This window comes from Plantibacter sp. T3 (assembly GCF_902506515.1).
Taxonomy (GTDB): Bacteria; Actinomycetota; Actinomycetes; order Actinomycetales; family Microbacteriaceae; genus Plantibacter; species Plantibacter auratus.
This window is the reverse complement of record NZ_LR733286.1, coordinates 377,669-390,632: the sequence shown is the minus strand read 5'-3', so window position 1 is coordinate 390,632 and position 12,964 is coordinate 377,669. Positions and strand designations below refer to the sequence as shown.

Annotated in this window: 14 protein-coding genes; 7 read left to right on the top strand and 7 right to left on the bottom strand. The window is 71.2% G+C overall.

Annotated features, from left to right (window positions below):
- The first annotated feature begins 72 nt into the window (after positions 1 to 72).
- Positions 73 to 363: a hypothetical protein gene (locus GV015_RS01895; RefSeq protein ID WP_064294905.1), complete on the top strand. Its 291-nt coding sequence runs from the start codon at positions 73 to 75 to the stop codon at positions 361 to 363.
- Between the two features lie 269 nt (positions 364 to 632).
- On the opposite strand, the gene GV015_RS01890 is transcribed toward GV015_RS01895, so the two are convergent.
- The 6 genes from GV015_RS01890 to GV015_RS01865 form a co-directional block, all read right to left on the bottom strand.
- On the bottom strand, positions 633 to 1,649 hold the full coding sequence (locus GV015_RS01890; RefSeq protein ID WP_159876217.1) for an MDR family oxidoreductase: 1,017 nt from the start codon (positions 1,647 to 1,649) through the stop codon (positions 633 to 635).
- Positions 1,650 to 1,751: 102 nt separating this feature from the next.
- Positions 1,752 to 2,576, bottom strand: coding sequence for an ABC transporter permease subunit (locus GV015_RS01885; RefSeq protein ID WP_079706366.1), 825 nt, complete (start codon positions 2,574 to 2,576; stop codon positions 1,752 to 1,754).
- Entirely contained in the window at positions 2,573 to 3,478 is a 906-nt protein-coding gene (locus tag GV015_RS01880) for an ATP-binding cassette domain-containing protein (RefSeq protein ID WP_086475196.1), read from the bottom strand. Before GV015_RS01880 ends, GV015_RS01885 begins: the two co-directional genes overlap by 4 nt.
- Positions 3,479 to 3,692: 214 nt before the next feature.
- Complete coding sequence (locus tag GV015_RS01875) at positions 3,693 to 4,646, bottom strand: L-lactate dehydrogenase (RefSeq protein WP_085514293.1); 954 nt, start codon at positions 4,644 to 4,646, stop codon at positions 3,693 to 3,695.
- Positions 4,647 to 4,829: 183 nt separating this feature from the next.
- A complete protein-coding gene (locus GV015_RS01870) occupies positions 4,830 to 5,303 on the bottom strand; it encodes an SRPBCC family protein (protein WP_079706369.1) in 474 nt (157 codons plus the stop codon).
- A 12-nt stretch (positions 5,304 to 5,315) separates the two neighbouring features.
- Entirely contained in the window at positions 5,316 to 6,299 is a 984-nt protein-coding gene (locus GV015_RS01865) for a rhodanese-related sulfurtransferase (RefSeq protein ID WP_159876215.1), read from the bottom strand.
- A gap of 150 nt (positions 6,300 to 6,449) precedes the next feature.
- On the opposite strand from GV015_RS01865, the gene GV015_RS01860 reads away from it, so the two are divergent.
- From GV015_RS01860 to GV015_RS01840, 5 genes are all read left to right on the top strand, one after another.
- Entirely contained in the window at positions 6,450 to 7,631 is a 1,182-nt protein-coding gene (locus tag GV015_RS01860; RefSeq protein ID WP_159876213.1) for a thiolase family protein, read from the top strand.
- A gap of 33 nt (positions 7,632 to 7,664) precedes the next feature.
- A complete protein-coding gene (locus GV015_RS01855) occupies positions 7,665 to 8,444 on the top strand; it encodes a 3-hydroxyacyl-CoA dehydrogenase (protein ID WP_159876211.1) in 780 nt (259 codons plus the stop codon).
- Positions 8,445 to 8,493: 49 nt separating this feature from the next.
- Entirely contained in the window at positions 8,494 to 9,327 is an 834-nt protein-coding gene (locus GV015_RS01850; RefSeq protein WP_124767640.1) for an enoyl-CoA hydratase/isomerase family protein, read from the top strand.
- Positions 9,324 to 10,148, top strand: coding sequence for an NAD(P)-dependent oxidoreductase (locus tag GV015_RS01845; RefSeq protein WP_064294896.1), 825 nt, complete (start codon positions 9,324 to 9,326; stop codon positions 10,146 to 10,148). Before GV015_RS01850 ends, GV015_RS01845 begins: the two co-directional genes overlap by 4 nt.
- A gap of 118 nt (positions 10,149 to 10,266) precedes the next feature.
- Entirely contained in the window at positions 10,267 to 10,599 is a 333-nt protein-coding gene (locus GV015_RS01840; RefSeq protein ID WP_159876209.1) for a helix-turn-helix domain-containing protein, read from the top strand.
- Positions 10,600 to 10,684: 85 nt separating this feature from the next.
- Here GV015_RS01840 and GV015_RS01835 read toward each other — a convergent pair whose 3' ends face one another.
- Positions 10,685 to 11,146, bottom strand: a complete 462-nt coding sequence (locus GV015_RS01835; protein WP_159876207.1) for a hypothetical protein — start codon at positions 11,144 to 11,146, stop codon at positions 10,685 to 10,687.
- A gap of 270 nt (positions 11,147 to 11,416) precedes the next feature.
- Between GV015_RS01835 and GV015_RS01830 the strand changes: the two genes are divergently transcribed.
- On the top strand, positions 11,417 to 12,955 hold the full coding sequence (locus tag GV015_RS01830) for an MmgE/PrpD family protein (RefSeq protein WP_236555287.1): 1,539 nt from the start codon (positions 11,417 to 11,419) through the stop codon (positions 12,953 to 12,955).
- Positions 12,956 to 12,964: the final 9 nt, after the last annotated feature.

Genomic DNA, 12,964 nt, shown 5'->3' with positions numbered 1-12,964 from the left:
CCTGTCGGGTATCTAACCCACTACTGTTGGCTCGCGCCCGTGGCGCATCTACCATCCTCGAGAGGAACCATCATGACCAACGCACCCCAGTACAACGCCCCGCAGCAGCCGGGCGGCGCCCTGCCCGCCGACTACCCGGGCAAGACGCTCGGCCTCGTCGGCCTCATCCTCGCGATCGTCGTGCCGCTCGTCGGCCTGATCATCAGCCTCGTCGCGCAGAAGCAGTCGAAGGACGCCGGCTACCCGAACCAGCTCGCGAAGATCGGTGTCATCATCGGCATCATCCTCGTCGTGCTCGGCATCATCGGCGGCATCTTCTACGCCGTCGCGCTCGGCTCGGTCATGTCGACCGCCGGCTACTGAGTCTCAGCAGTCCCGTCGGCAGCGGCCGGTCGCCTTCGGGCACCGGCCGCTGTCGCGTTCCTGGAGCGCTGGGCGGTGTCCCTGTCTCAGGAGTCGGCGGGTGTGTCGCCCGGGTGGGCGCGCGCCGCGCCGCAACTCTCCTGAGTTCGGTAGTGCCGGTTCGGTAGTGTCCCTGTCTCAGGAGTCGGCCGGTGTGTCGCGGGGGTGGGCGTGCGCCGCGCCGCGGTCCTCCTGAGTTGGGGACGGCCGGGCCTGTTCCTTGGGTCCGATCAGGCGCGGACGTCGACGACGATCCGGCCGTGGACCGAGCCTGCGAGGACCCGCTCCGCCGCATCCGTCGCCTCGGTGAGGGAGACCGTCTCGGTCAGGGTGTCGAGCACGTCGAGGTCGAGCGCGGTGGTCACGCGCTCCCAGGCGGCCTGCCGCAGGGGGAGCGGTGCCTCGACGGAGTTCACGCCCGCGAGCGTGACCCCGCGCAGGATGAACGGCATGACCGACGTCGGGAGGTCGGACCCGCCGGCGAGCCCACAGGCGGCGACCGTCCCGCCGTACTCGACCTGCGACAAGACCGTCGCAAGCGTCTGGCCGCCGACGGAGTCGACGGCTCCCGCCCAGCGCTGGCTGCCGAGTGGGCGGCCGGCCTCGGCGAACTCGGCGCGGTCGACGATCGACGTCGCTCCGAGCCGCCGCAGGGCGTCACCCAGCTCGTCGACCCGCCCGGTCGAGGCGGTGACCTCGAAACCGGCGGCGGCCAGCAGTGCGATCGCGACGCTTCCGACCCCGCCGCCGGCTCCGGTGACGAGCACTGGGAGCCCGCCAACACGGACTGCACCGGAGGTCGCGCTGCCATGCTCGAGCGCGAGCACGGCGAGGGCCGCGGTGTACCCGGCGGTGCCGATCGCGGCGGCCTGTGCGCTCGAGACGTGGTCGGGGACGCGGACGAGCGCGTCGGACCGCACCTTCGCACGCTCGGACAGCCCGCCGTACCGGGTCTCGCTCAGGCCGTCGCCGAACAGGGCCACGCGGTCGCCGGCGCTCCAAGCGGGATCACTCGACGCCGCGACGACGCCCACGAGGTCGATGCCTGCGACCATCGGGAACGACCGCACCACGCTCGGCTTCCCGGTGAGGACGAGGGCGTCCTTGTAGTTGATGCTCGAGTACTCGACGTCGACGGTGACGGCGGCGTCGGGCAGCGAGGCGTCGGGGAGGTCGCGGAGGTCGACCGTCCGGGTGGGTTTGCCACCCTCGTGCTCGACCTGCTCGACGAGGTATGCGCGGCCCATGGTGCTCCTGTCTCCGGTGCGGTGACCGGTCGGTGGCTGTCCGTCGAGCCTACGCCTCGCCGGCGAGAGGCTGGCTGGCTTGAGCCAGCGCGCCCGCCGTGCCTAGGTGACGTCGCGGCGCCAGGTCGTGGCGTAGCCGATGAGCGCGACGACGACCCCGATGCCGAGGAGGACGAGTCCGCCCTGCCACCAGGTCAGCGCGTCCTGCTGAGCGGACATCATCGAGTAGAAGCTCGGTCCGACGAGCGCGTCCGTCGCAGCACCCGGCAGGAACCGGCCGATGGACGCGGTGACCTCGGAGAATGAGGAAGCCAGGCGCAGCAGCGGCTCGACGAACTGCGTGAAGGCCAGCACGACGATGATCGCGCCCACCTGGCTCGGCAGCACCGCCCCGAGACCGACGCCGATCGCACCCCACAGGGCCATCGCGAGTACCGCACGGCCGATGAGCGCCCAGGTGTCGGGGTCGGTCAGCATCGGATCGATGCCGCTGATGGCCAGGGCGCCGCCGCCGAGACCGACGGACGCGACCAGCGCGATCACGCCGTACAGCGCGCCGACCCCGGTCAGTGCCAGGACCTTGCCGACGAGGACGTGGCCGCGGTTCGGGTTGGCGAGGAACGTCGGCGTCAGGCTCTGATGCCGGAACTCGCCGGTCGTGGCGAGCGCACCGAGCAGGACGGGGAAGACGTACCCGATGCTCGTCGCGAAGCCGTAGATGAGACCGGGTTGGGTGAGCATCTCGCTCGTCGCCTGCGCCCCGGCCCCGCTGGACTCGGCCGCGCCCGGGATGTTGGCGAAGAGGAGCGCCGCCCCAGCCGCGGCGAACCCGACGTACACGAACAGGATGAGCGCGAGGCCCCACCACACGCGGGTGGTGAACACCTTGAGGAACTCGGAGCGGATGGCTGCCAGTAGTGAGGTCATGCGTGGTCCTCCCCACCGCTGACGAGCGCGAGGAACGAATCCTCGAGCCCTGATCGATGCCGCGACAACGCACTGAGCGGAATGCCGGCGGCGAGCGCGACCCGGCCGATGTCGATCGCCTCCACATCGTGCACGACGAGCCCCGCGCGGGCCTGGTCGAAGGTGTACCCCGCGGCGGTCAGCGCCGTGGCGAGCCGCTCGTGCTCCGGGGAGTTCACGACGACGCGCAGGGTGTCGGCGGCGTCGAGGCTCGCGAGCGTGCCCACGTGCGCAAGCCGTCCCTTAGCGATGATCACGACCTCGTCGACGGACTGCTGCACCTCGCTGAGCAGGTGCGAGCTGATGAGGACGGTCCGACCCTCGGCCGCGAGTGCGGTGAGGAAGCCGCGGATCCACTTGATCCCCTCGGGGTCGAGCCCGTTGATCGGTTCGTCGAGGACGAGCACACCGGGGTCGCCGAGGAGCGCGGTCGCGAGGCCGAGCCGTTGTCGCATGCCGAGTGAGTACCCGGCGACGCGTCGGTCGGCGACCTCGAGCAGCCCGACCTGCGCGAGCACGACGTCCACCCGGCTCGCCGGCAGACGCGCTGCCGAGGCGTGCACGCGCAGATGGTTGCGGGCGGTGCGGCCGGGGACGAAGCTCGCCGCCTCGAGAGCCGCTCCGACGGTCGCTGCTGGGACCGGCAGCTTGGCGTAGGGGACACCGCCGAAGGTCGCCCTCCCCGACGTCGGTTGCACGAGGCCGAGGAGCATGCGCAGGGTCGTCGTCTTCCCGGCGCCGTTCGGGCCGAGGAAGCCGGTGACCTTGCCCGGTTCCACGTGGAACGTCAAGTCGTCGACCGCCTGCACCGCCCCGAAGGATTTCGAGAGTCCATCGAACTCGATCGTCACGCCAGCGGTCATCCGGTGCCTCCCCAGGGGCGCGGCCGGATCCGCGCCTCGTCCTGCAACGCTATCGGGGCCGACACCGGTTGCGCATCGGCCGCTCGGGGGAGATCCCGGTGAAGGTGCCGGTGGCCCCGTCTCAGGAGATGCCCGGCGTGGCGTGGGCGCATCGGGGCGGCGCGCCGCACCTCTCCTGAGACAGGGACGGCGGAGCCGAGGAGGAGGTCGGCTGCTACAGCCCGAGCGAGTCGAGCGACGCGCGGACTGCAGCGGCCGAGTCGGCGAACTGCTGTTCCTCGCGGGGCGACATCGCGACCTCGACCACCGACCGCACGCCCGAGCGGTCGACGATGCTCGGCACCGACAGGGCGACCCCGCTGACGCCGTGGTACCCGTCGAGCACGGTGCTCACCGGCAGGATCGCGTGCTCGTCGCCGAGGATGGCCTCGACGATCCGTGCCCCGGAGAGCCCGATCGCGTAGTTCGTCGCGCCTTTGCCTTCGATGACGCGATAGGCGGCCGTCCGGACGTCGGTCGCGATCTCGTCGAGCTGCTGCTCCGTGAAGCGCGACCCGTCGGGCAACTCCCAGTCGAGGATCGGGACGGGGCCGATGGTCGCCTGCGACCACAGCGGCAGTTCGCTGTCGCCGTGCTCACCGACGATGAGTGCGTGCACCGCCGAGGTCGCGACACCCGCGCGCTCGGCGAGCAACCAGCGCAGCCGGGAGGTGTCGAGGACGGTGCCGGAGGAGAAGACGCGTTCGCGCGGCAGCCCCGTGATCTGCTGGGCGGCGACGGTGAGGACGTCGCACGGGTTCGTGACGAGCATGTAGACGGCGTCCGGTGCCTGCTCGACGAGTTTCGGGAGCAGCTGCTCGAGGATGCGGATGTTCGTGCCAGCGAGGTCGAGTCGGGTCTGGCCGGGTTCCTGCTTCGCGCCGGCCGTGATCACGACGACGTCCGCATCGGCGACGACCGAGATGTCGTCACCGCCCGTGATGCTGCTCGACCCGGTGAATTGCGTCCCATGGGCGAGGTCGAGGACCTCGGCCGAGGCCCGCTTGCCGTCGATGTCGTAGAGCGCCACCCGCCGGGCGCTGCCGCGGATGAGCGAGGCGTAGGCGAGGGATGAACCGACGCTCCCCGCCCCGATGATGGCCAGTTTCGACTTCGTGCGAGCACCCATGGCTCCATCTTGGCAGGGGCGGATGTGCGCGGTCAGGGCGCGGCACGACGGGTGTCGGGTTATCTCGATGTCGAGGTAGTCGCCCTTCGACAGGCTCAGGGACCGGACCGCCGCCCTTCGACACTTCGACAAGCTCAGTGGCCGGACCGCCGCACCCTCCGGTCACTGAGCCGCACCTATCGGTCACTGAGCTTGTCGAAGTGCCTCCGCCAACCACCGGTTCCGCGACTCGATGAGCCGTCGCAGGTGCCGGGTGAGCGCGACGTGTTCGGCCACCACCCCGAGCGGACCGAACGGCGCCGAGAACGTGACGTCGTCGAGCATGATGGTCCGCGCCGTCCCCATCGGGCGCTCGAGCGGTTCGAAGAGGTGGACGTGGCGGAACGTCCGGAACGGACCGGACACCTGTTCATCGGTGAACCGGTGGGGTTCCTGGAACGCGGTGATCCGACTCGTCATCGTCCACGGCACGCCGAAGTGCTTCGCCCGCCAGGTGACGGTCTCACCGAGGCCGATCAGCCCGGAGGTCACGCCGCCGACCGCCCGTTCACCGGTGTCCGCCATCGAGCCGAGGTGGGCGTCGATCGACCGCGAGAGGTCGAAGGCCTGCTGCATCGTCCCGGCGAGCTCGGTGCGGAGGCGGAAGTGGGCGGTCATGACGGTGGCGGCTCAGGCGGGCCGGCCGGTGCGAGCATCGGTGGAGACGTCGGCCCCGGTGTGCACGGCGCATCGCGGGCCGCCGTCCGGCCCGTCCGCGTGCGCCTCGCACACGACCAACTGCGTCTTGCAGGAGCGGTCCGCGCAGTTCTGCAGGTGCTTCGTCGACGCGTCGCAGACGACGCAGTGTCCGATGACGGCCGCATGATCACTGAACTCGAGCGAGCCCCGCTTGTCGAACACGTACAGGGATCCCTCCCACAGGCCGTCGTCGCCGAACTGCTCGCCGTACCGGACGATGCCGCCGTCGAGCTGGTACACCTCGCCGAAGCCGCGAGAGCGCATGAGTCCCGAGAGCACCTCGCAGCGGATGCCGCCCGTGCAGTAGGTGACGACCGGCTTGTCCTTCAGGTGGTCGTACTTGCCGCTGTCGAGTTCGGCGACGAAGTCCCGGGTGGTCGCGACGTCGGGCACGACCGCACCGGCGAACCGCCCGATCTCGGCCTCGAAGGCGTTCCGGCCGTCGAAGAACACGACGTCGTCGCCGCGCTCCGCGACGAGCTCGTGCAGTTCCGTCGGCTGCAGGTGCACCCCGCCGCCGGTGACGCCGTGCTCGTCCACCACGAGCTCACCGGGGGCGCCGAAGGACACGATCTCCTCGCGCACCTTCACGCTGAGCTTCGGGAAGTCGCTGCTCCGACGCCAGGGCGCGGGACGGTGCCTGGCCGTGCGCACGTGGTCGTCCTCGTCGAAGCCCGAGCCGTCGCTCCATTTCACGTCGAGGTCATGGAACGCGGGGTGCTCCTTCGTCTTCCGGACGTAGAGCTTGCAGGCGTCGAGCTCGCCGCCGACGGTGCCGTTGATGCCGTCCTTCGAGATGAGGATGCGACCACGGAGACCGAGTGACTCGCAGAGGTCGCGCTGCCACAGCCGGATCGCCTCCGGGTCCGCCAGGGGAGCGAACGCGTAGTACAGGAGGATCTTCGGGTCAGCCACCGCTCAATCGTACGTGGCGCCGACCGCGGATCGTCGGGCCGGTCCAGCGGACACGGACGTTCCGGCCCCTCGCTTGTCGAAGGGCCACAACCGCCGCCGTCGGCGCAGGCGCCAGGCCTAGGGTGGACGCAGACCTCGAAGGAGATGGCTATGCGCACTGCAGTGATCGTCGACGCGATCCGGACGCCGTCCGGCCGGGGCAAACCGGGCGGTGCGCTGAACGCCGTGCACCCGACGGACCTCCTCGCCGGCACGATCCGTGCGCTCGTGGAGCGGACCGGCATCGATCCCGCGGTCGTCGAGGACGTCTACGCCGGCTGCGTCACCCAGTCCGGCGAGCAGGGGCAGAACATCGCGCGGAACGCGGCGCTCGCCGCAGGCCTCCCGCAGGAGACGCCCGGCACCACCATCGACCGGCAGTGCGGCTCCAGCCAGCAGGCCACCACCTTCGCCGCGCAGAGCGTCATGTCGGCCGGCAACGACGTCGTCATCGCCTGCGGTGTCGAATCGATGAGTCGGGCGCCGATGGGCTCCAACGTGCAGGGGGCAGACCCCTTCGGCCCCGCCCTCCGAGCCCGCTTCCCCGAGGGCCTCGTCGGCCAGGGTGTCTCCGCCGAACTCATCGCCGCCCGCTGGAACCTCAGCCGCGAGGAGCTCGACGCCTTCGCCGCCCGCTCCCACGAGCGCGCCGCCGCGACCTGGGCGTCCGGCGGGTTCGACGGCGAGGTCGTCGCCGTCACCCTCCCCGACGGTTCCGTCGTCACGACCGACGAGACGGTCCGTGCCGGGACGACCCCCGAGGCGCTCGCCGGACTCCCCGCCGTCTTCCGCGACGAGCGGCTCGCGGCGCGCTTCCCCGAGATCGCCTGGCGGATCACCCCGGGGAACGCCTCACCGCTCACCGACGGCGCCTCCGCCGCGCTCATCATGAGCGAGGTCCGGGCGCTCGAGCTGGGGCTGACGCCGCGTGCGCGCTTCGTCTCCTTCGCCGCGGTCGGGAGCGACCCGATCGAGATGCTCACCGGCATCCTCCCCGCCACCCGCCGCATCCTGGAGCGCAGCGGGCTCGACATCGACGACATCGACGCGTTCGAGGTCAACGAGGCGTTCGCGTCCGTCCCGCTCGCGTGGCAACGCGAGTTCGGGGTGGACGACGACCGGCTCAATCCGCGGGGTGGGGCGATCGCCCTCGGGCACCCGCTCGGCGCCTCCGGGACGAAGCTCCTCGCCACCCTCCTCGGCCAGCTCGAGGCGACCGGCGGCCGCTACGGGCTGCAGACGATGTGCGAGGGCGGCGGTATGGCCAACGCGACGATCATCGAGCGCCTCTGATGGGCGCGCCCACCACGTGAAGGGAACCACGACATGGATGTGACCGGCAGTTCGGCGATCGTCACCGGCGGCGCCTCGGGACTCGGATTCGCGACCGCGACGCGGCTGGCCGGTGCCGGCGCGCGCGTCGTGCTCGTCGACCTCCCCGGTTCACCCGGGGCGGAGCGGGCCGAGGAGCTCGGCGGGTTCGCGACCTTCGTGCCCGCCGACGTCACCGACGGTGAGCAGGTGCAGGCGGCGGTCGAGGCGGCGGTGTCGCGTGGACCGCTGCGGGTCGTCGTGAACTGCGCCGGCATCGCACCACCGGCGAAGGTGCTCGGCCGCGACGGCCCGGCGGACCTCGGTGCCTTCGAACGCGTCCTGCGCGTCAACGTCCTCGGCACCTTCAACGTCATCCGGCTGACCGCCGACGCGATGCAGCACAACGATCCGGACGGTGATCCCGTCGACGGCGCAGGAGACCGCGGCGTCATCATCAACACCGCGTCCGTCGCCGCCTTCGACGGACAGATCGGCCAGCCCGCCTACGCCGCGTCCAAGGGCGCGGTGCACTCGATGACGCTGCCGATCGCCCGCGAGCTGGCGCGTTTCGGGATCCGGGTCGTGACGATCGCGCCCGGCATCATGGAGACACCCATGCTCGCCGGACTGCCCGAGGCGGCGCAGGAGTCGCTCGGGCACCAGGTGCCGTACCCGGCCCGCCTCGGCCGCCCCGACGAGTACGCCTCGCTCGCGCTGCACATCGTCGAGAACGGCTACCTCAACGGTGAGACGATCCGCCTCGACGGCGCGATCCGGATGGCGCCGAAATGACCGGCTCTCCGATGCCGACGAACCCATCCACCGACCAGGGAGCCACTCCGTGACCAGCGACGACACCATCCTCTTCGAGGTGAGCGACGGCCTCGCGCACCTCACGCTCAACCGGCCCGCGAGCCTCAACGCGATCGACGACCGTGCGGCCAGACGGTGGCGCGACCTCGCCCTCGAGATCGCGGAGCGCGACGACGTCCGGGCGGTCCTGTTCGACGCCAACGGTCCGGCGTTCTGCGCGGGTGGCGACGTCCTCGCGATGTCGCGGATGGGTGACGGCAGCGAGGGATCGACGGGCGCCTTCGTCACCGAGCTCGCCGACATCATCCACGAGGGCCACCGGACGCTGCAGTCGGTCGCGAAGCCGATCGTCGCCGCCGTCCAGGGGGCTGTCGCGGGCGGTGGGCTGGGGTTCATGCTCGTCGCCGACGTGATCATCGCGTCCGACCGGGCGAAGTTCGTCAGCAAGTACGCCGACATCGGCCTGACTCCGGACTGCGGCGTGAGCACCCTGCTGCCCGAGGCGGTCGGGATGCGTCGGGCGCTCGAGCTCACCCTCGGCCCGCGGATGCTGAGCGCCGAGGAGGCGCTCGACTGGGGGCTCGTGACCGAGGTGGTCCCCGCCGAGCAGCTCGACGCCCGCGCCCGCGAGGTGGCCGCGTTCTGGTTGGCCGGAGCCACGGCGGCGTTCGGTCAGGCGCGGCGGCTGCTGCGCGAGAGTGTCGGCCGTGGCTACCAGGACGCCCTCGACGACGAAGCCCGCACGATCGGCGCGGCGATCGAGACGCCCGAGTCGGTCGCGCGCGTCGCGGCGTTCGCCGCCGCGTCGGCGAAGCGCGCCGCCGCGTCGACCACCACCACCCCGAAGGAGCCCACCGCATGACCACCCTCGCCGGCAAGACCATCCTCATGTCGGGCGGCAGCCGCGGCATCGGCCTCGCGATCGCCCTGCGTGCGGCCCGCGACGGCGCGAACGTCGCGATCCTCGCCAAGACCGACACCCCCGATCCCCGCCTCGAGGGGACGATCCACACCGCAGCGGACGCGATCCGCGAGGCCGGTGGGCAGGCGCTCCCGATCCTCGGCGACGTCCGCAACGACGACGACATCACGCGGGCCGTGTTCGAGACGGCCGGTGAGTTCGGCGGCATCGACATCGTCGTCAACAACGCGAGCGTCATCAGCCTTGCGCGGACCCTCGACCTCGACGCGAAGCGGTACGACCTCATGCAGGACGTGAACGTGCGTGGGACGTTCATGCTGTCGCGGGCGGCCATCCCGATGCTGAAGGACGCGGAGAACCCGCACATCCTGTCGCTGTCACCGCCGCTCAACCTCGACCCGAAGTGGCTCGGCGCGCACACCGGCTACACACTCGCGAAGTACGGCATGTCGATGGTGACGCTCGGTCTCGCTGCCGAGTTCGGACGCGACGGCATCGCCGCGAACACGCTCTGGCCGAAGACGACGATCAAGACGGCGGCGGTCGGCAACATCCTCGGCGGCGAGGCCCTCCTGGCGAAGAGTCGCACCCCGGAGATCTACGCCGACGCGGCCTACGAGGTCCTGACGGCGTCGGCGCGTGAGCTCACGGGTCGGTCGCTCATCGTGGAGGACGTCCTCGCGGAGGCCGGGGTCACCGACCTCGCGAAGTACTCACCGGGCGTCGACGAGTCTGAGCTCTACCCCGACATCTTCCTGTAGCGGACGGCTCGCCCTGTCCGCTGACGGCAGAACGCGGGCTCCCCGAGCCTGGCCGAGCCGCGCCTACAGTGAGAGCACGCGGTCACGGAGCCCGCGCCCGCAGCCGGAAGGAGTCGCCATGTTGTACCGCGAAGCCCTCGGCGCGGCCCTGCGCACGCGTCGGCTGGCACAGGGGCGCACCCTGCAGGACGTGGCGACCGCCGCAGCCGTGTCGACGCCCTACCTGTCGGAGATCGAGCGCGGACGCAAGGACGCCTCCTCCGAGGTGGTCGTGACCATCGCCGACGCGCTCCGCACCCGCCTCGACGCGCTCATGTTCGACATCGCGGACCGCTTCGAGACCGCGGCGGCTCCGGTCGTCGTCGAGCTGCCCCTCGCCGAGGACGCGCTCGCCGACGCGACGATCACCCCGCTGCGCCCTGCGGCCGACCCGCAGCTGCTCGCCGCCTGACCCCGACCGTCGGCGATCGTCCGGACACGCTGGTTCGTCCCGTTCGCTGACGGCCAGCCGCTCGCTCGGCCCGCCGCTCGCTCCGTCAGCCGCGGGCGAGTGCCTCGAAGGTCTCGTGAAGGAGCGGCTCGGCCGTCTCCCACGTCGTGTCCGCGTCCCAGGCACCGAGGTCGGTGACCTCGGTGTGGCGGCCGGCCTGGTGCTTCGGCTCGGGATCGCCCGGGAGCCGCAGTCGCTGGGTGAACCCTCCGGTCGTCCGGTCGAAGTCGAGCACGTGGAAGGCGACGTTCCGGTTCCAGTCCTCGGACGGCCACGAGATGAAGTTCACGCGCACCCGCTCCGCGGACAGCGGCCCTTCGGCGACGTAACTGCCGGGGTGGTCCTCGCCCGGCGACAGGATGCGGTACGCACCGTTCGAGCAGTAGAGCAGCAGGGCCGGCACGAACGGCTTCTCCGCGAACAGTTCGGTGTAGTGGAGCGCCTCGGCTCGGACCACGTCGCCGAACAGGTGCAAGGTCTGTGGTGCCCCAGGGGTGTGCATCGGCACGGTCGTCTCCTTCGGTTCGTCAGCGGTCGGTATGCGTGTCACTCTGGCCGCGGCCGCCGTATGCGCGGTGTGCGCGGGCTGGGTGGATGCGGAGAACGAGGCTGGTATTCCACGGTGCCAGGAGAACAGCGCGACAGCAGGACCATTCCACGTGAAATGTCCTGTTCCCGGGCGGTTCTCCTGCTGCGGCGCCACGGACCCGCGGGCGTAGGCTGGAGGACGCGACGCCCCGCAGCACACTCGGACGGGCCGCACCCGAAAGGAACACCCGTGATCCAGCACCACTTGCGCGTCCACCGCAGTGACGAGAACCTCGCCCGCGAAGGACAGCTCGCCTGGCAGCTCGCCCGCGTCGCGACCGATCCGGTGGAGGTGACGCCCGAGGCCGTCGACATGATCATCAACCGGGTGATCGACAACGCCGCCGTCGCAGCCGCCTCGCTCACGCGCCGACCCGTCTCCTCGGCTCGCGCCCAGGCGCTCAGCCACCCCGTCAGCACCGGCGGCGACGGTGCCACGGTGTTCGGGCCCGACCTCGCCCGCCGCGTCTCCCCGGAATGGGCGGCCTGGGCCAACGGCGTCGCCGTGCGCGAGCTCGACTTCCACGACACCTTCCTCGCCGCCGAGTACTCGCACCCGGGCGACAACATCCCGCCCATCGTCGCGGTGGCGCAGCACGTCGGCTGCACGGGCGCCGACCTCGTCCGCGGGATCGCGACCGGCTACGAGATCCAGATCGACCTCGCGAAGGCGATCAGCCTGCACCGACACAAGATCGACCACGTCGCACACCTCGGCCCGAGCGCCGCGGCCGGCATCGGCACGATGCTCGGCCTCGATCAGGCCACCATCCACCAGGCGATCGGCCAGGCACTCCACACCACGACGGCCACCCGCCAGTCGCGCAAGGGCGAGATCTCCACCTGGAAGGCGCACGCTCCCGCGTTCGCCGGCAAGATGGCGGTCGAGGCCGTCGACCGGGCGATGCGCGGCGAGACCAGCCCGTCGCCGATCTACGAGGGCGAGGACGGCGTGGTCGCCTGGCTGCTCGACGGCCCCGACGCCTCGTACGACGTCCCGTTGCCCGGCGCCGGTGAGCCGAAGCTCGCAATCCTCGACTCCTTCACGAAGGAGCACTCGGCGGAGTACCAGGCGCAGGCGTGGATCGACCTCGCCCGCAAGCTGCACCACGAGCACCCGGAGCTTTTTGCCCTTCGACAGGCTCAGGGACCGCAGGTGGACCGCATCGTCCTCCACACCTCGCACCACACGCACTACGTCATCGGCTCCGGCGCGAACGACCCGCAGAAGTACGACCCGACGGCGTCGCGCGAGACGCTCGACCACTCCATCCCCTACATCGTCGCGGTGGCGCTGCAGGACGGCGCGTGGCACCACGTCGACTCCTATCGTCCCGAGCGCGCCACCCGCGCCGACACCGTCGAGCTGTGGCACCGGATCTCGACGGCGGAGGACGCTGAGTGGACGCGCCGCTACCACTCGCTGGACCCGGCGGAACAGGCGTTCGGCGGGCGCATCGAGATCACGCTCACGGACGGGTCGACCATCGTCGACGAGATCGCCGTCGCCGACGCCCACCCGCTCGGCGCCCGGCCGTTCGCGCGCGCCGACTACGTCCACAAGTTCCGCACGCTCGCCGCCGACGTCCTCGACCCGGAGGAGATCGAGCGTTTCCTCGCGCTCGCCGAACGTCTCCCGGAACTCGACGCCGACGAGGTCAAGCAGCTGAGCATCCAGGCCGCCTCCGGGGTCCTCGCCTCGGCACCCCACCCGAACGGCCTGTTCTGATGCCGGCCG

Excerpts from the sequence above, each read along its gene's own strand:
- GV015_RS01895 (WP_064294905.1), top strand. The coding sequence starts at position 73 with ATGACCAACGCACCCCAGTACAACGCCCCGCAGCAGCCGGGCGGCGCC.
- GV015_RS01890 (WP_159876217.1), bottom strand. The coding sequence starts at position 1,649 with ATGGGCCGCGCATACCTCGTCGAGCAGGTCGAGCACGAGGGTGGCAAA.
- GV015_RS01885 (WP_079706366.1), bottom strand. The coding sequence starts at position 2,576 with ATGACCTCACTACTGGCAGCCATCCGCTCCGAGTTCCTCAAGGTGTTC.
- GV015_RS01880 (WP_086475196.1), bottom strand. The coding sequence starts at position 3,478 with ATGACCGCTGGCGTGACGATCGAGTTCGATGGACTCTCGAAATCCTTC.
- GV015_RS01875 (WP_085514293.1), bottom strand. The coding sequence starts at position 4,646 with ATGGGTGCTCGCACGAAGTCGAAACTGGCCATCATCGGGGCGGGGAGC.
- GV015_RS01870 (WP_079706369.1), bottom strand. The coding sequence starts at position 5,303 with ATGACCGCCCACTTCCGCCTCCGCACCGAGCTCGCCGGGACGATGCAG.
- GV015_RS01860 (WP_159876213.1), top strand. The coding sequence starts at position 6,450 with ATGCGCACTGCAGTGATCGTCGACGCGATCCGGACGCCGTCCGGCCGG.
- GV015_RS01855 (WP_159876211.1), top strand. The coding sequence starts at position 7,665 with ATGGATGTGACCGGCAGTTCGGCGATCGTCACCGGCGGCGCCTCGGGA.
- GV015_RS01845 (WP_064294896.1), top strand. The coding sequence starts at position 9,324 with ATGACCACCCTCGCCGGCAAGACCATCCTCATGTCGGGCGGCAGCCGC.
- GV015_RS01840 (WP_159876209.1), top strand. The coding sequence starts at position 10,267 with ATGTTGTACCGCGAAGCCCTCGGCGCGGCCCTGCGCACGCGTCGGCTG.